27 protein-coding genes, 1 tRNA gene and 2 pseudogenes are annotated in these 25,228 nt (G+C 62.7%); 21 read left to right on the forward strand and 9 right to left on the reverse strand.

Features of this window, described 5'->3' with window-relative positions; translation table 11 throughout:
* Positions 1-66: 66 nt before the first annotated feature.
* Positions 67-2,121, reverse strand: coding sequence for a DUF1631 family protein (locus HZY77_RS15670; protein ID WP_296816785.1), 2,055 nt, complete (start codon positions 2,119-2,121; stop codon positions 67-69).
* 51 nt (positions 2,122-2,172) lie between these two features.
* Positions 2,173-2,245 (reverse strand) — tRNA-Gly (locus HZY77_RS15675).
* 75 nt (positions 2,246-2,320) lie between these two features.
* Between HZY77_RS15675 and thiS the strand changes: the two genes are divergently transcribed.
* The 7 genes and pseudogenes from thiS (at position 2,321) to pgl (ending at position 7,961) form a co-directional block, all read left to right on the forward strand.
* Positions 2,321-2,524 carry a sulfur carrier protein ThiS gene (thiS, locus tag HZY77_RS15680; protein WP_296816789.1) on the forward strand — a complete coding sequence of 68 codons (204 nt, stop codon included), beginning with the start codon at positions 2,321-2,323 and terminating at the stop codon, positions 2,522-2,524.
* Positions 2,525-2,572: 48 nt separating this feature from the next.
* Positions 2,573-3,363: pseudogene (locus tag HZY77_RS15685) on the forward strand (thiazole synthase).
* 4 nt (positions 3,364-3,367) lie between these two features.
* Positions 3,368-4,051, forward strand: coding sequence for a tRNA (guanosine(46)-N7)-methyltransferase TrmB (trmB, locus tag HZY77_RS15690; protein WP_296816792.1), 684 nt, complete (start codon positions 3,368-3,370; stop codon positions 4,049-4,051).
* Between the two features lie 22 nt (positions 4,052-4,073).
* Entirely contained in the window at positions 4,074-4,721 is a 648-nt protein-coding gene (locus HZY77_RS15695; protein WP_296816796.1) for an NAAT family transporter, read from the forward strand.
* A gap of 147 nt (positions 4,722-4,868) precedes the next feature.
* On the forward strand, positions 4,869-5,777 hold the full coding sequence (gnd, locus tag HZY77_RS15700; protein WP_296816798.1) for a phosphogluconate dehydrogenase (NAD(+)-dependent, decarboxylating): 909 nt from the start codon (positions 4,869-4,871) through the stop codon (positions 5,775-5,777).
* 1 nt (position 5,778) lies between these two features.
* Positions 5,779-7,269: a glucose-6-phosphate dehydrogenase gene (zwf, locus tag HZY77_RS15705; RefSeq protein ID WP_296816800.1), complete on the forward strand. Its 1,491-nt coding sequence runs from the start codon at positions 5,779-5,781 to the stop codon at positions 7,267-7,269.
* Complete coding sequence (gene pgl / locus HZY77_RS15710; protein WP_296816802.1) at positions 7,269-7,961, forward strand: 6-phosphogluconolactonase; 693 nt, start codon at positions 7,269-7,271, stop codon at positions 7,959-7,961. Before zwf ends, pgl begins: the two co-directional genes overlap by 1 nt.
* Here pgl and ylqF read toward each other — a convergent pair whose 3' ends face one another.
* Positions 7,962-8,876 (reverse strand): ribosome biogenesis GTPase YlqF, encoded by a 915-nt coding sequence (ylqF, locus tag HZY77_RS15715; protein WP_296816805.1) that lies wholly within the window; start codon positions 8,874-8,876, stop codon positions 7,962-7,964.
* A 48-nt stretch (positions 8,877-8,924) separates the two neighbouring features.
* Positions 8,925-10,340, reverse strand: coding sequence for an aspartate ammonia-lyase (locus HZY77_RS15720; RefSeq protein ID WP_296816808.1), 1,416 nt, complete (start codon positions 10,338-10,340; stop codon positions 8,925-8,927).
* Between HZY77_RS15720 and HZY77_RS15725 the strand changes: the two genes are divergently transcribed.
* The 4 genes from HZY77_RS15725 to HZY77_RS15740 are packed head-to-tail and all read left to right on the forward strand — an operon-like array spanning position 10,324 to position 13,156.
* Entirely contained in the window at positions 10,324-10,848 is a 525-nt protein-coding gene (locus HZY77_RS15725; protein WP_363153941.1) for a TlpA disulfide reductase family protein, read from the forward strand. The two genes, HZY77_RS15720 and HZY77_RS15725, sit on opposite strands and share 17 nt — an antisense overlap.
* Before the next feature lie 24 nt (positions 10,849-10,872).
* The gene (locus HZY77_RS15730; protein WP_296634862.1) at positions 10,873-11,379 is read left to right on the forward strand and encodes a thioredoxin family protein; all 507 of its coding nucleotides are present in this window, start codon (positions 10,873-10,875) and stop codon (positions 11,377-11,379) included.
* Positions 11,376-12,647 (forward strand): TolC family protein, encoded by a 1,272-nt coding sequence (locus tag HZY77_RS15735; protein WP_296816812.1) that lies wholly within the window; start codon positions 11,376-11,378, stop codon positions 12,645-12,647. The genes HZY77_RS15730 and HZY77_RS15735 overlap by 4 nt, the downstream gene beginning before the upstream one ends.
* Positions 12,644-13,156 carry an efflux RND transporter periplasmic adaptor subunit gene (locus tag HZY77_RS15740; protein ID WP_296816815.1) on the forward strand — a complete coding sequence of 171 codons (513 nt, stop codon included), beginning with the start codon at positions 12,644-12,646 and terminating at the stop codon, positions 13,154-13,156. The genes HZY77_RS15735 and HZY77_RS15740 overlap by 4 nt, the downstream gene beginning before the upstream one ends.
* A gap of 51 nt (positions 13,157-13,207) precedes the next feature.
* Here the strand turns inward: HZY77_RS15740 and HZY77_RS15745 are convergent, their stop codons facing one another.
* From HZY77_RS15745 to HZY77_RS15755, 3 genes are all read right to left on the reverse strand, one after another.
* Complete coding sequence (locus HZY77_RS15745; RefSeq protein WP_296816818.1) at positions 13,208-13,711, reverse strand: hypothetical protein; 504 nt, start codon at positions 13,709-13,711, stop codon at positions 13,208-13,210.
* A gap of 250 nt (positions 13,712-13,961) precedes the next feature.
* The gene (locus HZY77_RS15750) at positions 13,962-14,603 is read right to left on the reverse strand and encodes a lytic transglycosylase domain-containing protein (RefSeq protein ID WP_296816820.1); all 642 of its coding nucleotides are present in this window, start codon (positions 14,601-14,603) and stop codon (positions 13,962-13,964) included.
* 1 nt (position 14,604) lies between these two features.
* Positions 14,605-16,335, reverse strand: coding sequence for a proline--tRNA ligase (locus HZY77_RS15755; RefSeq protein WP_296816822.1), 1,731 nt, complete (start codon positions 16,333-16,335; stop codon positions 14,605-14,607).
* A 319-nt stretch (positions 16,336-16,654) separates the two neighbouring features.
* Between HZY77_RS15755 and HZY77_RS15760 the strand changes: the two genes are divergently transcribed.
* Positions 16,655-17,425: a polyamine aminopropyltransferase gene (locus HZY77_RS15760; RefSeq protein ID WP_296816825.1), complete on the forward strand. Its 771-nt coding sequence runs from the start codon at positions 16,655-16,657 to the stop codon at positions 17,423-17,425.
* On the opposite strand, the gene HZY77_RS15765 is transcribed toward HZY77_RS15760, so the two are convergent.
* Positions 17,389-18,288: a hypothetical protein gene (locus HZY77_RS15765; protein ID WP_296816828.1), complete on the reverse strand. Its 900-nt coding sequence runs from the start codon at positions 18,286-18,288 to the stop codon at positions 17,389-17,391. The two genes, HZY77_RS15760 and HZY77_RS15765, sit on opposite strands and share 37 nt — an antisense overlap.
* Positions 18,245-18,421 carry a hypothetical protein gene (locus HZY77_RS15770; RefSeq protein ID WP_296816831.1) on the reverse strand — a complete coding sequence of 59 codons (177 nt, stop codon included), beginning with the start codon at positions 18,419-18,421 and terminating at the stop codon, positions 18,245-18,247. Before HZY77_RS15770 ends, HZY77_RS15765 begins: the two co-directional genes overlap by 44 nt.
* Here HZY77_RS15770 and HZY77_RS15775 point away from each other — a divergent pair.
* The 9 genes and pseudogenes from HZY77_RS15775 (at position 18,420) to rplI (ending at position 25,136) form a co-directional block, all read left to right on the forward strand.
* Positions 18,420-18,968, forward strand: coding sequence for an RNA pyrophosphohydrolase (locus tag HZY77_RS15775; RefSeq protein WP_296816834.1), 549 nt, complete (start codon positions 18,420-18,422; stop codon positions 18,966-18,968). The genes HZY77_RS15770 and HZY77_RS15775 overlap by 2 nt on opposite strands.
* A 20-nt stretch (positions 18,969-18,988) precedes the next feature.
* Positions 18,989-19,348, forward strand: a complete 360-nt coding sequence (locus tag HZY77_RS15780) for a hypothetical protein (RefSeq protein WP_296816837.1) — start codon at positions 18,989-18,991, stop codon at positions 19,346-19,348.
* A gap of 184 nt (positions 19,349-19,532) precedes the next feature.
* Positions 19,533-20,621, forward strand: coding sequence for an iron-sulfur cluster carrier protein ApbC (gene apbC / locus HZY77_RS15785; RefSeq protein ID WP_296816840.1), 1,089 nt, complete (start codon positions 19,533-19,535; stop codon positions 20,619-20,621).
* Positions 20,621-21,181 (forward strand): annotated as a pseudogene (gene dcd, locus HZY77_RS15790) (dCTP deaminase); the annotation flags it as partial. The gene apbC and the pseudogene dcd, both read left to right, overlap by 1 nt.
* A gap of 105 nt (positions 21,182-21,286) precedes the next feature.
* Positions 21,287-23,530 (forward strand): arginine/lysine/ornithine decarboxylase, encoded by a 2,244-nt coding sequence (locus HZY77_RS15795; protein ID WP_296816843.1) that lies wholly within the window; start codon positions 21,287-21,289, stop codon positions 23,528-23,530.
* Between the two features lie 142 nt (positions 23,531-23,672).
* Entirely contained in the window at positions 23,673-24,074 is a 402-nt protein-coding gene (rpsF, locus tag HZY77_RS15800; RefSeq protein WP_296816847.1) for a 30S ribosomal protein S6, read from the forward strand.
* 20 nt (positions 24,075-24,094) lie between these two features.
* A complete protein-coding gene (gene priB / locus HZY77_RS15805; RefSeq protein ID WP_296816849.1) occupies positions 24,095-24,385 on the forward strand; it encodes a primosomal replication protein N in 291 nt (96 codons plus the stop codon).
* A 3-nt stretch (positions 24,386-24,388) separates the two neighbouring features.
* Positions 24,389-24,676, forward strand: coding sequence for a 30S ribosomal protein S18 (gene rpsR / locus HZY77_RS15810; protein ID WP_018506772.1), 288 nt, complete (start codon positions 24,389-24,391; stop codon positions 24,674-24,676).
* A gap of 10 nt (positions 24,677-24,686) precedes the next feature.
* Complete coding sequence (gene rplI, locus HZY77_RS15815) at positions 24,687-25,136, forward strand: 50S ribosomal protein L9 (protein ID WP_296816851.1); 450 nt, start codon at positions 24,687-24,689, stop codon at positions 25,134-25,136.
* The last annotated feature ends 92 nt before the right edge of the window (positions 25,137-25,228 follow it).

Genomic DNA, 25,228 nt, shown 5'->3' on the forward strand with positions numbered 1-25,228 from the left:
ACACAACCGCATAACTGACCTATCGGCCAAGCTGAACGAAACTTGAGTGTAGTCGAAGCCGAAATATTAAGCGCGACCGTTTACCAAGCTGTCCTTGAGGCGCAGCATGGCATTTCGGGTTAGTGACTGCTCCGGAATCCGGGCCCGGCCGGTCCGGATTTCCACCGCGAGCCCCTCGCAGTCCAGTGAAAAGCGCTGCTCGCCTTCGCTGTCACAAAACAGCAGGTAACCACGTACGCCGACCCAGGCCACGCGGGCAGTCGCAAGACCCTCGTAGGGCGGGTCGAAATCCACCCAGTCGCCTTCGATCAATTGCTGCGCCTGCAGCAGGGCGGGATCGTTTTCCTGTGGGGCCGGCACCTGGTCGGCCAATGATTCGATTTGCGCTTGCGAGATGCGCTTCGGGATAAATGTGCTGACCCGCGCCTCGCGATGTCCCAGGGCAGGGCGGATCCAGCATTCCTGGGTGGCCGTGATGGCGCTGAAAANATCTTTCAATTGCGCCGGTTCGGCCCCCTGGGCCAGGAGGCCCTGCCGCAATGCGGCATTGATGGCGGGGATCGATTGCAGTCGGGTTTCGCGCGTGGTATCGCTGTCGGGCGTCTGCAGGCTGAGGAAAAGATTCTGCAGGGTCTGGCAAGCCGCCCGCCAGTCGGGGCCTTCGCCGGATTCGGCCATGTACANGGAGGCCATATGCGGAACCCAGGCGGTTTCCAGCCGCCGCAGGACGGATTCCGGGGCAGGATAGCGTTCGGTCAGGTCATTCAGGTTTTCCAGCGCCAGCAGCGTGCCCAGTTCCTGCCGCTCGATCTGCTCCAGATGCGCGACTTCAGCATTCAGTGCGATTTCCGTGCGCGCATCCTCGCCCGCCAGCCAGACGGCGAGTGCGCTGTGTGCCCGGGCAAAAGCCTCGTTCGGGTGATCGGCGTCGTCGAGAACGGTGGCGCAGGCGGTATGGATTTGCTCGAGCGCGCTGTGGTGCGTCGCGTCGCCTTCGGGAAAGCGTCGGGAGAACTGGCCCATCAGGTCGATCAGTTGGCGTGCCGGGTGCTGGTCATCGCTGAAAAACTCGGGCGAAATGAGCGCCACCCTGAGGGCCGGGATCTGCAGGTGCGCGATCTCGACCTTGTAGTTCGGCGAGACGGCAGGATCGTCGAGGATGAATTCGAACAGGCCCGCCAAGGCATCCAGTATGGCGAGATCGAATGCACCGGTGCCGGCTTGGCGTGCATCCTGTTGCAGTTGTCGCAGGACCAAGGCCGGTGTTTCGCCGCCGGCGCTTGTGGGTCCGGNGGNGACGGCATGCCAGTCGGCCAGGCTGTCGACCAGGCTGCGCGGCGGGGCACCCTGGAGCAGCCCGGTTGAAGACCCTCCGCTTGCCGGGCCTGTTCCTCCGGCGGCGGAGGCGGACTGGATATGCGCCAGCACAGTGTGTCCTACGTCAGGCTCGCTTCGTCGAGACGGGGATGGGCGGGNGGCATCCGGCACCGGAAGGTCGGGAAGATCGACCATGCTGAGAAATTGATTGAGCGCCGTGTAAGTGTGTTTCAGCGTATCGAGCAGCGGCGCGCGTACGCATTCGAGCANAAAGGTACCGCATGCCGAACTCATGCCTTGCGAATCAAGTGCGCGTGAAAGGGCGCGAACGACCGGAAGCGGGCCGTAGGCATCGGGATGGTTCGTGTTTTNTTCCTGCTTGGCCCGTTGCACAGCCTGGATGCGGCGGAACAGTGGCAGCATGTCGGCGCGCAGCGTTTCGGTCATGTCGGCAGCAAGCTTCTCTTCGGCCAGTTGACGCTTGAGCGTGTCGTCGTCCACCAGCTGCAGTTCGGGTGCAGGATCACCGTGGTGACGGGGAAACGTCTCGGGCCGGGCGAGGTGGCGGCGAAACTGGTCGGCAAACGCGGCGGACAAGGCTTCCGGACTGGTGTTGAGCAGGTCGAGACAGGTTTGTCCGGTGGTGACGTGCGGGGTGTCCATCCGGTCGGCCAGCACCCGGAAGATGGTGTCCTGGATCGCGGTGCGGCTGCGCTGGAAAANATTGTCCAGCGCCTGTGTCATGCGCGCATCGACCTCGTGCAGCAAGGCGTCGGGGGAGGACGGGACGGGCTTGGTATTCACGGCCTTAACACTATCAGGAGTAACCCCAATCAATCGGCGGCAAGCCATATCTGGAGCGGGCGAAGGGAATCGAACCTCCTCATGAGCTTGGGAAGCTCAGGTAATGCCACTATACGACGCCCGCGCGGTATCGGTACCCTTCAGGGTAGAATTCGGCATGATACTGAAACTTGCATGCCTCCGATAGAAGAAGCGCTTTGTGATTGAACTGTTCATCAACGGCGAGTCCCGCAGCTTTCCAGCTCCGCTTTCACTTGCCCGGCTCGTCGAGACCCTCGACCTGACTGGCAAGCGCATCGCGATCGAGCGCAACGGCGCGATCGTGCCAAAGAGCCAGCACGTGGATACGCAGCTTGTATCTGGCGACCGGCTCGAAATCGTGGTCGCGGTCGGCGGCGGTTGAGCCAGCTGGCACGCCACCACTTCCCCTCACCTCTCACCCCTCACCCCCATGGAACCTCTCGTCATCGCCGGACAACCCTATGCCTCCCGTCTGCTGGTCGGCACCGGAAAATACAAGGATTTCGAACAGACGCGTCTCGCGGTCGAGGCCTCGGGCGCGCAGATCGTCACCGTCGCGATCCGCCGTACCAACATCGGCCAGGACGCCAGCCAGCCCAGCCTGCTGGATGCGCTGCCGCCGTCGAAATACACCTATCTGCCCAACACGGCCGGCTGCTATACCGCGGACGATGCGATCCGCACCCTGCGCCTGGCGCGCGAGCTGCTGGACGGCCATTCCTTGGTCAAGCTCGAAGTGCTGGGTGACGCCGAGTCACTGTATCCCAACGTGTCCGAAACGATCCGGGCCGCCGAGGTGCTGGTCAAGGATGGCTTCCAAGTCATGGTCTACACGTCCGACGACCCCATCGCCGCCAAACAGCTGGAGGACATCGGCTGCGTCGCGGTTATGCCGCTGGCAAGCCTGATCGGCTCCGGCATGGGCATTCTCAATCCGTGGAATTTGCAGATCATCATCGACCGGCTGTCGGTGCCGGTGATCGTCGATGCCGGTGTGGGGACTGCGAGCGACGCCACCATCGCGATGGAACTGGGCTGCGATGCCGTATTGATGAACACTGCGATTGCAGGCGCGGGCAATCCCGTGCTGATGGCCTCGGCGATGAAGAAGNNGCGGTCGAGGCCGGCCGCGAGGCCTTCCTCGCCGGTCGCATGCCGAAGAAGGTCTACCAGGCGAGCCCGAGCTCGCCGACCAGTGGCCTCATTACAGGCGGCAAATGACAGCATGACGAGCGAAACCGGCGCGCATCCGCGCATCCGTTCCTATGTGCTGCGCGCCGGACGCGTCGGCTCCGGCCAGGCGCGCGCGCTGGCCGAGATCGGACCACGGTTCATGCTGCCCTACCAGCCCGGCGTGCTCGATCTCGACGCCGTGTTCGGGCGGTCGGCCCCCGCNATTCTGGAAATCGGTTTCGGCATGGGCGAGGGGCTGGCCGAGATTGCCGCCGCCCACCCCGAAAACGATTACCTTGGTGTGGAAGTCCACACGCCGGGCGTCGGTGCGCTGCTGAAGCAGGTCGGCGAACGCGGTCTCGCCAACGTGCGCGTCATCCAGCACGATGCCGTCGAGGTGCTGACCCACATGCTGGCGCCCGACGGTCTGACCGGCGTCCATATNTTNTTCCCCGATCCCTGGCACAAGAAGCGTCACCACAAGCGGCGCCTGATCCAGCCGCCATTGGTACGACTGCTTGCCAGCCGCCTCCGCCCTGGCGGTTATATTCACCTGGCGACCGACTGGCAGGATTACGCCGAACAGATGCTCGCGGTGCTCTCCAACGAACCGTTGCTCGCCAACACCGTGGCTGACTACGCGCCGCGGCCCGACACCCGTCCACTGACCAAGTTCGAGCAGCGCGGCATCCGCCTGGGACATGGCGTGTGGGATCTGCTATTCCGTCGATCTTAGAAATCTGCCATGGCATGCGGCTATGATGCAGGCCATGGACATCCTCGAACTTGCCAAGGCCGCACTCGCGCTGTTTGCCATCGTCGATCCGGTCGGCGTGATTCCGATGTTTCTTCTGGCCACCCAGGGTTACACGCTTGCGCAGAGCCATGCAGCAGCGCGGATCGCCGCATTGACCGTGCTNGGGGTGCTGACGCTGTTCGCCTTTCTGGGTGAGCCGCTGCTCACATTCTTCGGCATTCGCTTGGCTGCGTTTGCGGTGGCGGGCGGTTTGCTGCTGTTGTTGCTGGCCTTGTCGATGGTGCAGGCCCGCGTCAGCCCACAACGGCAAACCCAGGATGAAGCGGTCGAGGCCGAGGAGCGGGATGCAGTAGGTGTGGTGCCGCTGGGTATTCCCCTGCTGGCCGGACCGGGTGCGATCACCCACGTGATCGTGGCGGCTTCCGCTGCCAAGGGCGAAGTGCTGCATCAGACAGCCCTGCTGATCCCGATCGGACTGGTTGCGCTGTCGGTCTGGCTGTCATTTCGCGCCGCCCCCGTGATTTCACGGCGGCTNGGGAAAACCGGGATTCATGTCGTCACCCGCTTGATGGGGCTGATCATCGCGGCGATTTCAGTCGAGATGATCGCGGACGGACTCGGCAAGCTGTTCCCCGGCCTGCTGACCTGATTGGGTGCGTGGTGCACCGGCAAGGTGCGCAGTCAGGCAACTTGTCCGTCATTCAGGCGTCCTATCATGCGATTGCGCGGGCATTCATGCCCTTCAGGGTACGATTGATGCGCCATGCAAACCATCCACTCAAATGAGGAGTCAAGTATGGAATTCGGAATCGTCGGACTCGGCCGCATGGGCGGCAACATGGCGCGGCGCCTTGCCCGCAAAGGGATCAAGATAGCCGTCACCAATCGCAGCCATGACGTGAGCGTATCCATCGCGGCCGAAACTGGGCATCTCGCCTGCGTTTCCCTCCAGGACATGGTGGCGGCCATGCAGACGCCGCGCATCGTCTGGCTGATGCTGCCGGCGGGCGAGGCCACCGAGACGGCACTGGATACCCTGGTACCNCTGCTGTCGCCAGGCGATCTCGTGGTCGACGGTGCCAATGCCTATTACAAGGACGACCAGCGCCGCGCCGGACAACTGGCGAAACAGGCGATCGAGTTTGCCGATGCCGGCGTATCCGGCGGCGTGTGGGGATTGGAGAACGGCTACTGCATCATGTTCGGCGGCAGCGATGCGGCCGCCGCGCGGCTCAAGCCCTACATGGAGGCGCTCGCACCCACCCCGACGGAGGGCTGGCTGCATACCGGGCCGGTCGGGTCCGGTCATTTCGTCAAGATGGTACACAACGGCATCGAGTACGGCATGATGCAGGCCTTCGCCGAAGGCTTCGCGCTGATGAAGAACAAGCCGGGCTTCGATCTCGACATCGGTGAAATCGCCGAGCTGTGGCGGCATGGCAGCGTGGTGCGTTCCTGGCTGCTGGATCTGTCGGCCGATTTCCTGGCGAAGGATCAATCGTTGGAATCCATCGAACCCTTCGTCGCCGATTCGGGCGAAGGGCGCTGGACGGCGCTGGAATCGGTGGAGCAGGGCATCCCCACGCCGGTGATGTCGCTGGCCCTGATGATGCGTTTTGCCAGCCAGGGCAAGAACGATTACGCAGCGAAAATGCTGGCGAAAATGCGCCAGGGGTTTGGCGGCCACGCGGTGAAGGAGGGCTGAGATGAACCTGGCCAAGAATGCAAGTTCCGACGACCTGCCTTGTTCGTTCGTCATTTTCGGCGCGACCGGCAACCTCGCGTCGAACAAGCTGCTGCCTGCGCTGTATCACCTCGAGGCGGCGGCACGGCTGGCCGAATCGCTGACCATCATCGCGTTCTCGCGCCGCGACTGGACGACCGACAGCTGGCGCGAACACATGCGCGAAGTCCTCAAGGACAAGATCAAGGGCTCGCTCGATACGCCGGTGTTCGAGCGCTTCATCGCGCGCTTCGCCTACCATAAGGGCGATCTCAACGATGTCGAGTCCTTCCGTGCGCTGGCCAATCGACTGCCGCCGGAGTCGGCCTGTTCCAGCACGGTGTTCTACCTGGCGATCAAGCCGGCCGAATTCGGTGCGGTGATCCAGAACCTGGAAGCCGTCGGCCTCAACAAGCCGCGCGGGCTGAACCGGGTGGTGATCGAAAAGCCCTTCGGCGAGGACCTCGAATCGGCGCAGATGCTGAACCGCCTGCTCCACCAGCACTTCGACGAGGAGCAGGTCTACCGCATCGACCATTTCCTTGGCAAGGAAACGGTGCAGAACCTGCTGGTTTTCCGCTTCGCCAACACGCTGATCGAACCACTGTGGAACCGTAACTTCATCGACCACGTGCAGATCACGGTGGCCGAGTCGATCGGCATCGAGCAGCGTGCCGACTATTACGATCGCGCGGGTGCGTTGCGCGACATGCTGCAGAACCACCTGATGCAATTGCTCACGGTCGTTGCGATGGAACCGCCGCCGGCGCTCGAGGCCGATGCGCTGCGCGACGAGAAGGTCAAGGTGCTGCGCTCGATCCGGCCGATCGCCAAGCGCGCGGTCCATGCCCACGCGGTGCGGGCGCAATATGCGCGCGGCAACATCGACGGCCAGTCGGTCATGGGCTACCAGCAGGAAGACGGCGTCGAGTCCAACTCGATTACCGAAACCTTCGTCGCGGCCAAGTTCTACATCGACAACTGGCGCTGGCGTGGCGTGCCGTTCTATCTGCGCACCGGAAAACGACTGGAGAAGCAGACGTCGATTATCGCAATCCGTTTTCGCCACCCGCCGCAACAGCTGTTCCGTGAAACGCCCGTTGAAACTTTGGCGCCGAACTGGGTGCTGCTGTCGATCCAGCCCGAGGAATCGATGCGCATGGAAATCCATGTGAAGCAGCCTGGCCTCGACATGGACACCCGCGTGATGCAGATGAACGCAAGCTTTCTGAAAACCGACGAGCAGACGCTCGATGCCTACGAGACCCTGCTGCTCGACGTGATCGAGGGTGATCGGTCGCTGTTCATCCGCTTCGATGAGGTCGAGTGGGCTTGGCGGGTAGTCGATCCCATTCTCCGGAACTGGACCGTCGAGCGCGAGTTCATCCCGACCTATCCTGCCGGGTCCTGGGGGCCGGCCGAGGCGAACCGGCTGTTCGACAGCGACGACCAGACCTGGCGCGACGAACTGTGATGACGACCCAGTGGCGGGTGTTCGCCGATGTCGATTCGCTGGTGCGGGCGCTGGCCGACGCCCTGTGCGCCGAGGCCGCTGCGGCGATTGCCGCGCGTGGCGCGTTCCACCTGGTCCTGGCCGGCGGTACCACGCCGCGCACCTTATATGCCGAGCTCGCGCGGCGTGGTGCCGGCGATGCGTGCTGGCATATCTGGTATGGCGACGAGCGCTGCCTTCCAGCCAATGATGCCGAGCGCAACAGCGCCATGGCCGAGGCCGCCTGGCTAGCGGCGTCGAACATTCCCGAGGAACAACGCTGGCCGATCCCTGCCGAGTTTGGTGCCGACGAAGCGGCAGCGGTATATGCGGATTGGCTGGAACGCGTGGGCGATTTCGATGTCGTGCTGCTCGGCATGGGCGAGGACGGCCATACGGCGAGTCTTTTCCCCGGCCACCACTGGGGAACAGCGGCGGACAGTCCGGATGCGCTGGCCGTATCCGATGCGCCGAAGCCACCACCCCAGCGCGTGAGCCTGTCGGCGGCGCGGTTGAATCGCAGTATGAAGCTGTGGGTCGTGGTCACGGGCGCCGGCAAGCATGCGGCGTTGCAGCGCTGGCGCCGTGGCGAGACGCTGCCAATCTCGGCCGTCAAGGGCAGGCAGGAGACGGTCGCCTGGCTCGATGCCGCCGCATCGGCGCAGAGCGGCTGATCAGTCGCCGCTCGCGTCGGGTTCGGGCGTGGCTGTCTTTTTGGGCTTTTCCGCCGCGGCCAGCATCGCCTGCCGTGTCGCCGGCGTCTCCAGGCTGATGCGGCCGAGTGTGCCGCTGCGGTAGTCAGTCAGCAAAATCATCGCGGCCTTTTCCAGATCGAGTTCGCCGCCGCGTCCCTTGAGGATGCAGCCCCTTTTCTTCGCCACCGCCTCCAGCACGCCGGTGGCGTCCAGCCCTTCAAGGTTGAAGCCGTAGCGCGCCTTCAGCAGGCCCGGATAGCGCTCGAGGAGGATGCCGGCGAGGAAGATCGCCACCTCCTCGTCGATCACCGCGTTGCGGCCGATCGCGTGGCTCGCCGCCAGCATGAAGCCGTCGGCGTCGTGCTCGATCTTCGGCCAGGTCATGCCGGGCGTATCGACCAGGATCAGACGCGGCGACAGGTTGATGCGCTGCTGCGACTTGGTTACCGCCGGCTCGTCGCCGACCGCCGCCACCTTGCGCTTGACCCAGGTGTTCATCAGCGTCGATTTGCCGACGTTGGGGATGCCCATGATCATCAGCCGCAAGGGCTTGAAGGCGTCGTCGCGGTGGGNGGCAAGCTTCTGCGCCAGGCCCGGCAGCTTCGCCACGTCACCGGGTTTCTTGGCGGAGATCGCCACTGCCATCACGCCGGGCTGACTGTTGAAATAGTCGATCCAGGCGCGCGTTGCCTCGGGGTCGGCCAGATCGACTTTGTTCAGCACCTTGAGGCAGGGGCGTTGCCTGAAGTGGCGCAGCTCGTGGATCATGGGGTTGCTGCCGGCCTCGGGCAGGCGCGCGTCGAGCACCTCGACCACCACGTCGATTTGCGCCATCGTCTCCGCGGCCTTCTTGCGCGCGGTGGTCATGTGACCGGGGAACCACTGGATCGCCATGGGGTGGGGGCTCGGCTAAAGGGCCGTGATTATCGCATCAGTGCGGCATCAGCCTGCGCCGCCGCCGCTTCCCACGCCATGCGCGGCCTGCAGCACCAATGCGTCGAAATCAGCTGCGCTCATCAACCCGCGTTCGGCGACGATGTCGCGCACCGGCCGGCCGGACTTCTCCGATTCCTTGGCGACTTCGGCGGCCTGGTTGTAGCCGATCTGCGTGTTGAGCAGGGTGGCGAGCGCGACGCTCTGGTGGATGAAGAAGGCACACCTTTCCCGATTCACGACGATGCCCTTGAGGTTCTTTTCGGTGGCGGCGTTCATTGCGTTGGTCAGCCAGTCCATGGCGTCGAACAGCGCGCTGCCCAGGGCCGGCATCATCACGTTGAGTTCCATCTGCCCGGCCTGCACCATGTACGACACGGCGGCGTCCTGCCCCAGCACCTGGAAGCAGACCTGGTTGAGCATCTCGAACATCACCGGGTTGACCTTGCCCGGCATGATGCTGGAGCCGGGCTGCACCGGCGGCAGCTGGATCTCGCCGAGGCCGGTGCGGGGGCCGGAAGCCAAGAGGCGCAGGTCGTTGGAGATGCGGGTGAGTTCCAGCGCGAGGTTGCGGATCTCGCCCGACAGGCGCGCGAGGTCGTTCATCGACTGCATCTGCGCGACCAGTTGGCCGACGCGGATCGGCTCACCGGTGAGCCTGGCGAGTTCGGCCGCCACGCGGGCCGGGTAGTCGGGCGAGGTGTTCAGGCCGGTGCCGGCGGCGGAACCGCCCAAGCCGATTTCGCACAATGCCGGGCGCACGGCTTCGAGCGCGGCGGCGCAGCGGGACAGCGTCCAGGCGTACCCGGCGAATTCCTGCCCCAGCGTGGTCGGCACCGCGTCCTGCAGGTGGGTGCGGCCCGATTTGACCGTGTCCTTCTCGCGTTCGGCCAGCCGGCCGAATTCGGCGGCCATGCTGTGCACGGCGGCGACCAGGCGCGGCAGCTTGGCCAGCACGGCGAGGCGGATGGCCGTCGGGATGGTGTCGTTGGTCGACTGGCCCATGTTGACGTCGTCGTTGGGGTTGACCGGCTTGTAGGCACCCTTTTCGCCGCCCAGCGCCACGTTGGCGAGGTTGGCGATGACCTCGTTGCTGTTCATGTTGTGGCTGGTGCCAGCGCCGGCCTGGAAACGGTCGACCACGAACTGGTCGATATATTCGCCGGCCAGGATTTTCTCGCAGGCGGCGACGATGGCGTCACGTTTCTGTTCGCTCAGCCAGTTCGGCTGGCAGTTGGCGCGNNCGGCGGCGAGCTTGATCTGCACGTGCGCTAGTACGAAATCCTTATCCGCGCGGCGGCCCGAAATGGGAAAATTGGCGACGGCGCGGGCTGTTTGCGCGCCATACCAGGCGTCCACGGGAACCTGGACTTCGCCCAGCGAGTCCTTCTCGGTACGAAATTGATTCGTGGCGAATTCATTCATGATGGCAAAACCAATGCAGACATTACAAGGTGGTCGATTTTATCCGATATGGCTGGCCGGGCTATTACTGGCACTGCTCGCCTCCTGGGCCCATGCGGGCGGATTCACGCTGACCGATACCAACGGCAAGACCCATACGCTGGACGGCTACAAGGGCAAGTGGGTGCTGGTGAATTTCTGGGCAACCTGGTGTCCGCCCTGCCAGGAGGAGATTCCAGATCTGATCGCGCTGCACGGCGAGAAGAAGAACAACCTCGTCGTCATCGGTATCGCCATGGATTATCGCAATGCCAAGCAGGTGACCGATTTCGCGGACGGACTGCTGGTCGATTACCCGATCGTGCTGGGAAATGCCCAGGTAGCCAGCCAGATCGGGCCGGTACAAGGATTACCGACTACCTATCTATACAACCCGGACGGTAAAATGGTTGCCCAGCAAGTGGGCGCGATTACCCGTGAATCGGTGGAAAGCTTCATTGCCAAGAAAAGTGCACGTACCAATAAATAAGCCACAGCATAACGAGGAGACACCATGCGCCAACTGTTCATCGCGTTCCTGATGGTATTCGCCGTATCCGCACAGGCGGAGACGCGTGACCCCCTCAGCTATTTCTTCCAGCCCAAGTTCGGCGATTTCCACGCCGAACTCCAGACCGCCCGTGAGCAGGGCAAGAAAGGCATATTCCTGTTCTTTGAAATGGACGACTGTCCGTTTTGCGAACGTATGAGAAGCACCATCCTCAACCAGTCCGACGTCCAGGATGCCTATCGTGCGAAGTTCCTGCTGTATCCGATCGACGTCAATGGTGATACGCAGATGACCGATTTCCAGGGCAAGCAAACCACTGAAAAGGCATTCGCACTCGCCAACCGCGTGCGTGCCACGCCGACGATGTTGTTTATCGATCTCGACGGCAAACTGGTTACGCGCTATGTCGGTCCCACCAAGGACAAGGCCGAATTCTTGCTGCTCGGCAAGTATGTGGCCGAGGGCAGCTACGCGAGCGAACCCTTCACCAAATACAAGCAAGGTAAATGAGGCGCGCGGCGTGGGGCGCGTTGCTGGCGTGCGCGCTGTCCGCCACGGCGGCTGCTGCAGAAAAACTGACGCTGGATGAGGCGCTGGCGAGTGTGGCCGCGCCTCACCCCGATCGACGGGTTGCAGAAAGTGAACTGGCCTTGGCGCGCGCCAACCGTGAGGAGGCGGACAGCCGCCAGGATTTCAGCCTCTTCCTGGACGGCAGCCTGCGCACGGGACGGCGGCCCGATGGCGACTGGAAACCCGACAACATCGGCCGTATCGTTGCGCGCAAGCCGCTGTTCGATTTCGGCCGCAGCAGCCAGGCAATCGCCGCAGCGGACCAGGAAGTCACCGCCCGGCAGGAGGCGCTCTACAACGTCGAGAGCCTGCGCCGTATCGACATCATGGCGCGCTATTTCGACGTCCTCATGGCCGACAGGCAGTATGCCGCCGACAACGAATTCATGGCGGTCGCGTATGTGGCCTGGGACAACGCGAAGGATCGTTTCAAAGTGGGACAAATCAGCCAGCCCGCTCTGTTGAAGCTGGAAACCGAGTACCAGGATGTTCGCGAGCGCCGCAACGCCAGCGAGCAGCGCATGCGCAGTGCACGACAGCGGCTTGCCCAAGCCATCTATCGCCCCGGCACGCTCCCCGACGAACTGGTCGAGCCCGAGCTCAAGGGTAATGCCCGACCCGTGCCGGAATACGAGACCCTGTTGCCCTGGGTCATGGCGAAAAATCCTCGCATTCTTGCCCTGCAGGCCCAGTTGTCGGCATCGGATGCGCGGTTGGCCGCGATACGTGCGGAACGCAATCCGACGCTTGATGCCGAGATCATCGGCGGCGGCTACAGCCGGGAATCGACCACGCGCGACGAGGCCAGTGCCGGCCTGGTGTTCACGATCCCGCTGTATCAGGGCGGACGCGTGGATGCCCGGATTGCGCGTGAACTGGCGCAGAAGGAGCGCACAGCCGCCGAGCTGGAAAAACTCAAGTTCGACCTGTCCGACACGCTGCTCGCGACCCTGCAGGAGATCGAATGGCTGCGCGGCAGCAGTCGCACGGCGGCCGACAAGCAGATCGAGTATCGCGACTGGGCGCTAGAACGCGCGCGAGCCGAATACGAACTGGAATTGAAAACCAATCTGGGCACCAGCATGGCGGAAACCCAGATGGCGCAGATCCGCCGCAAGCAGGTGGAATACCGGCTGGCGCTGGCGCTGGCGCGGCTGCAGGCACTGTCCGGCGGCAATCTGCCGCCTGTTGAGGGAGCACGAAAATGAATCAGCGCATGGTGGCCATCGCACTGGCCGGATTGAGCCTGCTGGGTACCAACCCGCTATGGGCCGCAGACAAGGTTGAACTCACCACCCGCGTGTCCGGCGTGGTGGAGTCGGTGCTGGTCAAGCCCGGCCAGCGCGTGAAGAAAGGCGCCGTCCTGCTGCGTCTGGACAGGACCATCCTGCAGGCGCGCCTTGAGGAAGCCACGGCGGACCATGCGCGCGCGCAGGCTGATGAGGCCGATGCCAAGCGCGAGCAGGGACGGGCGCAGGAACTGTACGACCGGACGGTGTCGTCGACCAGCGAACTGGAAGCCGCCGAATTGCGCTACGCGCGTGCCCAGGCCGCACTGTCGGCTGCTCAGGCACGCCGGGTGATCGCACAGAAAAACCTGGCGGATGCCGAACTGAAGGCGCCGTTCGATGGCGTGGTGAGCGCGATCCCGGGCGGATCCGGTACCGTCGTGGTCGCGGATTGCCAGCCGAAGCCGCTGATCGTGCTGTCGCGCTAAGTATCGAACCCGATCGAGCCGACCTGGCGTGTCCGTGGCCTGCCAGTCGCGTCAGGCCATGCGCCGGGCGATTTCAGTTTCCATTTCAGCCGCCTGATGCGGCGACGCGACTGCAGCGATCACCTTGTAGCACATCGGCAGGATGGCGTTGAAACCAGCCAGATCCTGTACTTCGCTCATTTTCCGGTAGGCTGGGGACTTGGTTCCCACCAGGGCGGACAGGAATTCCAGCGCATAGGTGCGGGTGCTTTCCAGGTTGGCGGCGGAGTGCGCAGGGGTAGCCGCTGCGTGAGCCGGGCTGGNGGAAGCAGCCGGCGCGGGCTGCGAAGGCGATGCCATGTTGCGCAAGGCCTGAATGAACCCGCTTTGCAGCAAGTCGTTCACCATCGCTTCCAGTTCGGCGCAGTGGGGCATCTTCTTGCAGAGTTCGCCAAACGAAATGCCATTTCCCACGCTGAACAGGATTTGTCGGTGTCGGGGCCGCAAGGTATGGCCGAGGTTGAAGATTTCTTCCTGTCCCTTAACCGTGCGGGACAATTGCATTGTCATGTCCATGGTCGCCTCCGTTGTTGTGATTGCAGGCATGTAGCCTGTGGCGGACATACTGCATGGCTTGTGCCAGGTGACGAAATGCCCCAGACACCTTGTTTGACAAGGCACGCGGCGCAGGAGGCCGGGGAGGAAACGGCTGAAAAGTGTCGGTGGCGTGACGGCCGGTTGAGATTTCGTCAGCGGGCAAGGCATGCCTGAAACGGGTGTTCAGGCTAGGTGTTTTTGACGTGTGGCATGTCCCTGCAAGAGGACGTCAACTGCGCGGCTCGGAGTCGGCGCGATTGTCGGCCGACTGGGTGCGAGNGGTGTAATCCCAGTAACGTTTCCAGGCGTTGACGACGAGCGTCGGATATTCCGGCTGGCCAAGGCTGCCATTGTAGCGGCCCAGCGCACGGAATAAGTCACCGTGCTCGATGTCGATGTAATAGCGCAGGATCAGCGCGCCGTACCTCAAATTGGTGCGGAGCTGAAACAGGTTGTGGCTGGGGTTGCCGATGGTTTTGACCCAGAAGGGCATGACTTGTGTGTAGCCGCGCGCACCGACCGGCGACACGGCATATTTGCGGAAGCCGCTTTCCACCTGGATCAATCCCAGCATCAATTGCGGGTCGACGCCGGCGCGCGAAGCCTCCCAGTGCAGCGTGGTCAGGAACTCGAGCCGTTCGTCCTCGTCGGGCATGCGCTTGGCCAGCCGGCGTGACATTTCCTTCAGCCAGGCGGCGCCATCGGCCGGGTTGCGGAATGCCGTACGGGTGACCGGCGTATCCGCCAGGGCGCGCTGCAGGGACGAACGCACGTTGGCCGACATCGCTTCTTCGAGCTGCCNCCNCGCGTGCGCAGGCTGGGCAAGCAGCAAAGCGGCGATCAGCAGCCCGATGTGCGTCCGTTTGTTCATGTCAGCGTTTCAGCAATCCCGTCAAAAATTCCCTTGCATCGGCGAGCGCGATTTNTTGCGCTTCGCCGCTTTGCCCCGGCGCGGCGCGGCGAGCCTGGTATTCGATCACACCCTCTTTCAATCCGCGCTCGCCCACGGTGATGCGGTGGGNGATGCCGATCAGCTCGGCATCAGCAAACATTACGCCGGGACGTTCGTCGCGGTCGTCCAGCAACACGTCGAAACCGGCGGCAGTGAGTTCAGCATACAACGACTCGGCGGCGGTTTTAACCATCTCGCTCTTGCCATAGCCGATCCCCACAATCACCAGCAAGAACGGTGCCATCGCCTTCGGCCAAATGATGCCGCGCTCGTCGTGATGTTGCTCGATGGCCGAGGCCACGATGCGCGATACGCCGATGCCGTAGCAACCCATTTCCATGACCTGTGCCTTGCCGGACTCGTCGAGGTAGGTCGCATTCATCGCCTGCGAGTACTTGCTGCCGAGCTGGAACACATGGCCGACCTCGATGCCGCGGCACAGCGCAAGCGATCCCTTGCCGTCCGGGCTGGGGTCGCCGGAGGCGACATTCCGTATATCGGCCACAACCTCCGGTTCCTGCAGGTCGCGCCCGAAATTGACGCCAGCCAGGTGGAATTTCGGTTTGTTGGCGCCACACACGAAATCGCTCATCGCCGCGACCGTGCGGTCGGCAATGACCCTGGTTTTGGCACGGTCAAGCCCGACCGGCCCGAGGAAGCCCGGTGGACAGTCGAAGGCAGCGCGAATCTCGGCTTCGTTCGCCAGCCGGAAGTCTGCCATGCCTTCGAGCTTGCCGAGCTTGACTTCGTTCAGCATGTGATCGCCGCGCAGCAGCAGCACGACCATCTGCTCGCCGGCCATGACGGCGATGAGTTTCACGGTACGGGCGAGCGGAATATTGAGCAGGGCGGCGACGTCCTCGCAGGTGGTCTGCTTCGGCGTATCCACCTCACGTAGCGTTTCCTGCGGCGCGGCGCGCGGCGTCGCTGGAGCAAGCGCTTCTGCGAGTTCGACATTGGCGGCATAGTCGGAATCGGGGCAGTAGGCGATCAGGTCTTCGCCGGAGTCGGCCAGCACGTGGAATTCGTGCGATGCGGAGCCGCCGATGGCGCCGGTGTCGGCGGCCACGGGGCGGAAGCTCAGTCCCAGCCGGGTGAAGATGCGCGTGTAGGCGTCGTACATCGTCTGGTAGGTGGCGGCGAGGCTCTCCTTGCTGGCATGGAAGGAATAGGCGTCCTTCATCAGGAATTCGCGCGCGCGCATGACGCCGAAACGCGGGCGGATCTCGTCACGGAACTTCATCTGGATCTGGTAGAAGTTGACCGGCAGCTGGCGGTAGCTCTTGATCTCGCGGCGCGCGACGTCGGTGATGACTTCCTCGTGGGTGGGACCGAAGCAGAAGTCGCGCTGGTGGCGGTCCTTGATCTTCAGCATCTGCGGGCCGAACACGGCCCAGCGCCCGGTTTCCTCCCACAGTTCGGCCGGCTGCACCGCCGGCATCAGCAGTTCAATCGCGCCGGCGCGGTTCATTTCCTCGCGCACCACTGCCTCGACCCGGCGCAGCACGCGCAGCCCCAGCGGCATCCAGGTGTACAGGCCCGAGCCCAGGCGCTTGATGAGGCCGGCGCGCAGCATCAGCTTGTGGCTGACGAGTTCGGCCTCGGACGGGGCTTCCTTGGTGGTGGAAATGAAGAACTGGGTGGCGCGCATGGTGGAATAATCGGGACGAAAATACGCATTTTAGCGTGCGGACGGGTAGTCATCCCAGAAACTACAGTTGACCGCCTAACTTCCTCGACGATTTTTACATGAGTATCATCTGTTCTTCGGCTGAAATCATCCGCTGACTGAAGTCCGCTATGCACCTGCTGCTACGCCTGGACAAGCGCCTGCCTTTGTCGCTCGTCGTTGCAGACAATAAGCCTGCGGCCTCCTTGCTTCGCGGCAGTCACCTGCCCAGACGCACCATCAGATGCATCCAACTGCGATTTCTAGGATGATTCGCCCTCGATTTTTGGATGGGATGGCCATGCGCTTGAAGTTTGGTAAACGCCGGGCAGGCGACGAGGGACTGGAAGTGACCGAGGAACGCGGCATGCGCGTGCTGCACCTGGGCAGCCGAGCCATCCAGAGCGCGATGCGGGTGAACCGGCCGTGGGACCTGGAACTCGCGTACACGCGCGCAATGATGGGGTTTCTGATGTTCAACCCGATGCCGCAGGACGTGCTGATGATCGGTCTGGGCGGCGGTTCACTTGCCAAGTTCATCCGCAAGCAGCGGCCGCAGACACATGTCACCGCAGTGGAAATCGATCCGCGGGTGATCGCCGCCGCGCGGGCTCACTTCGAACTGCCGCCGGACGATGCGACGCTCCGTGTGGTCGAGGCCGATGGCGCCCTGTATGTGCGCCAGCACCCCGGCAGCGCGGACGTCATCCTGCTCGACGGTTTCGATGCAGGCAATCAGGTCGAGGCGCTGGCGACCCAGACGTTTTATGCCGCCTGCCGCCGCGTGCTGAAGCCAGGCGGCATTCTGGTGGTGAATCTGTGGGGACGCGACAGCGAGTTCGCCGAGTACTTCGCGCGGCTGACGCGTGCATTCGACGGTGAGGTCGGCTGGATTTCGGTACAGAACAAGACCAACGTCATCGTGTTTGCCTTTGCCGAGCCAGACGCTGCGGCCCGGCTCGAGGCGGCACGGCCGCAGCTGGCCGATCTGTCCAAACGCTACGGCCTTGATCTGCGCGGTTTTGCACGTGATTTTCAGTGGGCCGAAGGGATTGCGCCGTTGCTTGAATAGGCGGGGCGATGGAAGCGATACAACCGAACGCTTTCGTCGTCCGAGCCGGAAGCCAGGGTCTGACCGTCGGGGCTGAAGCGGATGACGGCGCCGCATAGTTCATGGGCCTGGTAACGCTGCACGACCCTGAAATCCGTGGTGTCGACGATGCGGATGGCGGAGTCGGTATGGCGCCCCAGGGTGGCTAGATAGCGGCCATCGGGGCTGAAGGCGATCGAGGTCAGCAAACCGTTGTGTTCGGTCGGGATAGTGTGCGCTTCTCCGCTGGCGACGTCCCATTCGAGCAGGCGAAACCAGGTACCTGCCGCCAGGATGCGGCCATCCGGGCTGAATTGCAGATCGTGCGGGGTAGATGGAGTGCGGATCATCCGTCGTATCTTGAAATCCGCATCGAGAAGCAGGATGGCGTGATCGAGGCCAACGGCCAGCCGGGTTCCATGCGTCGTCAGCGCAACGACATCGCCGGATAACTGAATTTCCCGCACAGGCTGTAGCGTGTCCGCAGACCAGACCCGCAAGCGCCCATCGCGCTGACCGCTCACCACCTGGCCTTGGAATAAGGCCAGCGCAGTCACCTTCGCCCCCTGGACACGCCGCTTGATGTGTCTGTCATGCCACAGGATCAGGCGGCCATCGTNCCNCCCGCTGACAAAGTCGCCCGAGGCCAGCGGCAGAATCGCGCGCACCGCCCGCCGATGTCCGTGGTACTCGCCGAGCGGGCGCAGGGTGGTCGCATCCCACACCCGCAACTCGCCACGGAAGCCACCACTGATGAATTGCCGGCCATCCGGTGTATAGGCGAGTGCCGTGGTGCCGAATTCATGGATTCCCGCCAACACCCGGTCGGGCGGGGCGGCTGACATCAAATTGGAACATCCGCTCAAAATGCCAATTAAAACAATGCTTAACAGCAGGCTTCGAATCATGGAAGGTTTGCAATTTTCGGCGGGTATGAAAGAATGCAGCTAATCGAACTTTATTGATGGTGGCGGCCATGATCGACCGAGAAGGGTACCGCCCGAACGTAGGCATTATATTGTGCAACGCGAGCAACCAGGTCTTCTGGGGCAAGCGCGTCAATCAGCACGCCTGGCAGTTTCCCCAGGGCGGCATCAACGCAGGGAAACGCCGGAACGCCATGTTCCGGGAACTGGAAGAGGAAGTGGGCTTGCTGCCCGCGCATGTACGCATCCTGGGCCGCACACGCGAATGGTTGCGCTACGACGTGCCTCCCCACTGGACGCGGCGCGACAGCCGGGGACTGTATCGCGGCCAGAAGCAGATCTGGTTTTTGCTGCGATTGACCGGGCGCGACTGCGATGTCTCGCTGCGCGCCAGCAGCCATCCGGAATTCGACGCCTGGCGCTGGAACGAGTATTGGGTGCCGATGGATGCGGTGGTCGACTTCAAGCGCGAGGTCTACCGTCTGGCGCTCGAGGAACTCGAACGTTACCTGCACCGGGATGCACGTCATGTGCGGCAACGCGCNCCCCGCCTGTGCAGTCGGCGGGACGCGGCAGCGGATTTCCTGTTGAAGTCCTGATCCGGAATGACGGAGGCGTGATGAAGATACGAATCCATGCTTCAACCACGCTGACGACAGGTGCCGGACCCGGGCCGGGCCAGCCTTTGTGGCAGATCGCGCCCACGCGCGATCTTGCCGGCAAGCGACTGACTGATTTCATGATGCTGATTCCGCGTTTGCGCAGTCGCCCGCGCGTCGAGATCGAACGGGCGTCACGCGAAATTCAGGCGGTGTTGTCGCTGCATCAGGATGTGGTGTTCGCTGATCTCAACCTGAAACTCAACCTGCTGTGGGTATCCCTGCGCCCGCGNCCCGGGGCGATCAGCGAGCTGGTCGCAGCGATTCGTCTGCGGGTGCCCGAAGCCGTGCTGGTGGCGCATTACGCCGAGCCTCGCTAGGCTGATTCCAGAGGCGGCTAGAAGGCGCGGACTGTAATGTCGCAAGGCCTTCTGAGGGCGTCGGATTACTGGCAATAGCCCTGCGAATGGCAGGGAATCCCGCGTCCTTTCTGCGTTTCCGTTCACCCAAAGCGACAGAATTCGTTAAAATGAGCGATTGCTAATTTAACCTGCTGGAGCACACATGGCCGTTTCTGAACTTCAGGTGCAGACCGCTCTGAAAGAGTTGGTCGACCCCAATACCCACAAGGACTACGTCTCGACCAAATCCGCCCGCAACATCAAGATCGACGGCGGCGCCGTGTCGGTCGACATCCTGCTGAGCTACCCGGCGCAGAGCCAGTTGCCGGTCATCAAGCAGCAGGTCGAAGACAAGCTCAAATCCATCGAGGGCGTCACCACCGCCACCGCCAACGTCAGCTTCAAGATCGTGTCGCACAGCGTGCAGCGCGGCGTCAAACTGATCCCCAACGTCAAGAACATCATCGCCGTGGCTTCCGGCAAGGGCGGCGTCGGCAAATCCACCACCGCCGTCAATCTGGCGTTGGCGCTGTCGGCCGANAGCGCGCGCGTCGGCATGCTGGACGCCGACATCTACGGTCCGTCGCAGCCGACCATGCTCGGCATCACCGACAAGCCTGAATCGACCGACGGCAAGAACCTCGAGCCGCTGATCGGCCACGGCATCCAGGCGATGTCGATCGGCTTCCTGATCGACGTCGAAACGCCGATGGTGTGGCGCGGCCCGATGGTCACGCAGGCGCTGGAACAGCTACTCAACAACACCAACTGGAGCGAGCTGGACTATCTGGTGGTCGACCTGCCTCCCGGTACCGGCGACATCCAGCTGACGCTGGCGCAGCGCGTGCCGGTGACCGGCGCGGTGATCGTCACCACNCCCCAGGACATCGCGTTGATCGATGCGCGCAAGGGTCTGAAGATGTTCGAGAAGGTCGGCATTCCCATCATCGGCGTGGTCGAAAACATGAGCCTGCACATCTGTTCGAACTGCGGCCACGAAGAGCGTATCTTCGGCGAAGGCGGCGGCGAACGCATGTGCAAGGATTACAGCGTCGAGTTCCTCGGCGCGCTGCCGCTCGATGGCGCGATCCGTGCCGACACCGATTCCGGCAAGCCGTCGGTGGTGTCCGACCCGAACGGCCGCGTGACCGAGATCTACAAGCAGATCGCGCGCCGCGTTGCTGTTAAGATTGGCGAAACCGCGGTGGATCATTCCGCCAAGTTCCCCAACATCGTCATTTCCAATACCTGATGAGCATCAAGTCCGACCGATGGATCCGCCGCATGGCGGCTGAGCATGGCATGATCGAACCGTTCGAGCCGGGACAGATCAAACAGGCCGGAGGCCGATCCATCGTGTCGTACGGCACGTCGAGTTATGGCTACGACGTGCGATGCGCCAGCGAATTCAAGCTGTTCACTGACATCAACACCACGATCGTCGACCCCAAGGCGTTCGACCCGAACTCGTTCGTCGAGGTCAAGGGCGATTCGTGCATCATNCCCCCGAACTCGTTCGCGCTGGCGCGCACGGTGGAGTACTTCCGCATNCCGCGCAGCGTGCTGACGATCTGTTTGGGCAAAAGCACTTACGCGCGCTGCGGCATCATCGTCAACGTGACGCCGCTGGAACCCGAATGGGAAGGCCATGTGACGCTGGAGTTTTCCAACACCACGCCGCTGCCCGCGCGAATCTACGCCAACGAAGGCGTGGCCCAGATGCTGTTCCTCGAGTCCGACGAGGTGTGCGAAACCTCATACAAGGACCGCGGCGGCAAATACCAGGGTCAGGTCGGGGTCACGCTCCCAAGATCTGACCGGCGCCGCGATTTCAGCCTGCGCGCAAAAATTCATCCTGCGCCCGCGCACGCGACGTACAATCCGCGTTTTTCTCCCGCCCCTCCCTGAGGAGTCGCCATGCGTTTTCGCTTTCCCATTGTCATCATCGACGAAGATTTCCGTTCCGAAAACGCATCCGGGCTGGGGATCCGCACCCTGGCCGAAGCGATCGAAAAAGAGGGCATGGAAGTACTCGGCGTCACCAACTATGGGGATCTGACATCGTTTGCCCAGCAGCAGGCCCGCGCGTCGGCCTTTGTACTGTCGATCGATGACGAGGAACTTGCCGGTAGCGACGAGGATACGAGCAAGGCACTGCAAAAGCTCCGCGGATTCGTCGAGGAAGTGCGCTTCCGCAATGCCGAGATCCCGATTTTCCTGCACGGCGAAACCCGCACCGCGCGCCATATTCCGAACGACATCCTGCGCGAGCTCAACGGCTTCATCCACATGCTGGAAGACACGCCGGAATTCCTCGCCCGCTATATCGGCCGCGAGGCGCGCGCCTACCTCGATTCCCTGGTGCCGCCGTTTTTCCGCGCGCTGACCCATTACGCGGCGGATGGCTCATATTCCTGGCACTGCCCGGGGCACTCGGGTGGCGTGGCTTTCCTGAAATCGCCGATCGGCCAGATGTTCCACCAGTTTTTCGGCGAGAACCTGCTGCGGGCCGACGTCTGCAATGCCGTGGACGAACTCGGCCAACTGCTCGACCATACCGGCCCGGTGGGGGCGTCGGAGCGCAATGCTGCGCGCATCTTTAACTGCGACCACCTGTTCTTCGTCACCAACGGCACCTCCTCGTCGAACAAGATGGTGTGGCATGCCACCGTGGCGCCGGGCGACATCGTCGTGGTCGACCGCAACTGCCACAAATCCATTCTGCACGCCATCATGATGTGCGGGGCGATCCCGATTTTTCTGACGCCGACGCGCAACCACTACGGCATCATCGGACCGATCCCGCTGGACGAGTTTCGCCCGGAGAACATCGAGAAGAAGATCGCCGCGCACCCGTTCGCCAAGGACGTGAAGCGCAAGCCGCGCATCCTCACCATCACCCAGTCGACCTACGACGGCATCCTCTACAACGTCGACATGATCAAGGAACTGCTCGGCGACTATATCGACACCCTGCATTTCGACGAAGCCTGGCTGCCGCACGCGACTTTCCACGACTTTTATCGCGGCATGCACGCCATCGGCAAGAACCGGCCGCGAGCGAAGGATGCGCTGGTGTTTGCCACCCAGTCCACGCACAAGCTGTTGGCGGGCCTCTCCCAGGCTTCGCAGATCCTGGTGCAGGACTCGGAGACGCGCAAGCTCGACTTCCATCGTTTCAACGAGGCCTATCTGATGCACACCTCGACGTCGCCGCAGTACGCCATCATCGCCTCGTGCGACGTGGCAGCGGCGATGATGGAGCCGCCCGGCGGCCCCGCCCTGGTCGAGGAGTCGATCAAGGAAGCGCTCGATTTCCGTCGCGCCATGCGCAAGGTCGACGATGAGTTCGGTGATTCCTGGTGGTTCAAGGTGTGGGGGCCGCAAAAACTCGCCGACGAAGGCGTGGGCGACCGCGAGGACTGGATGCTTGAAACCGGCGCACGCTGGCACGAGTTCGGCAAGATCGCGCCCGGCTTCAACATGCTCGATCCGATCAAGGCCACCGTCATCACGCCCGGCCTGGATGTGGACGGCGCATTCGCCGACTGGGGCATCCCGGCGGCGATCGTCACCAAATACCTGGCCGAGCACGGCGTCATCGTGGAAAAGACCGGGCTGTATTCGTTCTTCATCATGTTTACCATCGGCATCACCAAGGGCCGCTGGAATACGCTGGTGACCGCGCTGCAGCAGTTCAAGGCCGACTACGACGAAAACCAGCCATTGTGGCGCGTGCTGCCGGAATTCATCGAGAAGCACCCGCGTTACGAGAAAACCGGCCTCAAGGACTTGTGCGACCAGATCCACACCATCTACAAGGCCAACGATGTGGCGCGCCTGACGACCGAGATGTATCTGTCCGAAATGGCGCCGGCGATGAAACCGGCTGACGCATTCGCCAAAATGGCGCACCGCGAGATCGAGCGGGTCGAGATCGACCAACTCGAAGGCCGCATCACCGCCATGCTGGTGACGCCGTATCCGCCGGGCATTCCCTTGCTGATCCCGGGCGAGCGCTTCAATGCCACCATCGTGCGTTATCTGCAGTTCACCCGCGAATTCAATGACAAATTCCCCGGCTTCGAGACCGATGTGCACGGCCTGGTGGAAGACGTGGTTGATGGCAAGGCGCGCTATTATGTCGATTGCGTGATCTGACCCGGCCGCTGCGTGCGGCCGCGGCTTGATTTGCCAGGCAAAAGCGTATGATTTGCAGTCCCCGGTTTGCCGGGGATTGTTTTTTGACTTTACCACCTTGCTCCACCGCACCGCAGCGGGGGCTGAACCGAAAGGAAACTTGATGCGGCATTACGAAATCGTATTTATCGTCCATCCCGATCAGAGCGAGCAGGTGCCCGCCATGATCGAGCGCTACAAGAGCAACATCACCACGCGCGGCGGCAACGTCCATCGCCTGGAAGACTGGGGTCGGCGCCAGATGGCCTACCCGATCCAGAAAGTCCACAAGGCTCACTACGTGCTGATGAACATCGAGTGCGACCAGGAAACCCTGGAAGAGCTCGAGCATGGCTTCAAGTTCAACGATGCCGTGCTGCGCCATCTGACCATCAAGCGTGACGATGCCGTGACCACGGCTTCGCCCATGATGAAGGAAGAAAAGTCGCGCGACATGCTGGACAGCGCCAAGGCTGAAGGCGCCAAGCCGGAAGCTGCAGCCGAGCAGCCCGCTGCAGCAGCCTGAGTGAGTGCCGGGTTGAATGAGTGAACAGGCTGCTCATCAGCGGAGCCCTCATCCAGGTTGATCCTGTGCGTTACAGCCCGGCTGGCGTGCCCATTGCGGAAGCGGTGATTCTGCACCGCAGCAGTCAGATGGTAGCAGCCCAGGCCCGGCAGGTGGAATGCGAGTTGACGGTGCAGGCGAGCGGATCGCTTGCCTGCCAGCTGGCACAACTGGCCACCGGGACGCAGGTGAAACTGGAAGGCGCGTTGAACCGACGCAGCGTGAACAGCCGACAACTGATCTTGATATTGAATCGAATCGAAAAGGAATAAATCATGGCACGTCCCATGGGTGGAAAATCCGGCGGCAAGTTCGCCAACAAGCGCCGCGACAGTGGCAATCGCGGTCTCTTCAAGCGCCGCAAGTTCTGCCGCTTCACCGCTGAAAAAGTGGTCGAAGTCGATTACAAGGACATCGAAGTGCTGAAGGAATTCATCGCGGAGAACGGCCGCATCATCCCGGCCCGCATCACCGGTACCAAGGCGCACTACCAGCGTCAGCTGGGCACCGCGATCAAGCGTGCGCGCTTCCTGGCGCTCATGCCTTACACCGATCTGCATTGAGGAGACGACCATGCAAGTGATTCTGATGGACAAAGTCGTCAACCTGGGCAATCTGGGTGACGTGGTCAAGGTGAAAGACGGCTATGCCCGCAACTTTCTGATCCCCACCGGCCGTGCACGCCGTGCCACGCAGGCCAACATGGACGCATTTGCCGCCCAGAAGGCCGAGCTGGAACGCGTCGCTGCCGAGAAGCTGGCGGAAGCCCAGAGCCGCGCTGCGAAGCTGGAAGGTTTCAGCGTCACGGTCAGTCAGAAGGCCGGTGTCGATGGCCGCCTGTTCGGCTCCATTACCAATGCCGACATCGCTGATGCGCTGAAAGCGCAGGGCCACGACGTGGTCAAGGCGGAAATCCGTCTGCCCGAAGGCCCGTTCAAGGCCATCGGCGAATACCCGGTGGTGCTGGGTCTGCACCATGACGTCACCGCCAACATCACGGTGGTGGTGGTCGGCGAGCAGTAATCCGCCGGCCTCGCCTGGAAAGGGAGCCATCGGCTCCCTTTTTATTTGTCCTCAAGGCATACCCGGATGCCCACGGCTTATCCACAGTTTTT

It is taken from the genome of Thiobacillus sp., assembly GCF_013693775.1.
GTDB lineage: Bacteria > Pseudomonadota > Gammaproteobacteria > Burkholderiales > Thiobacillaceae > Thiobacillus.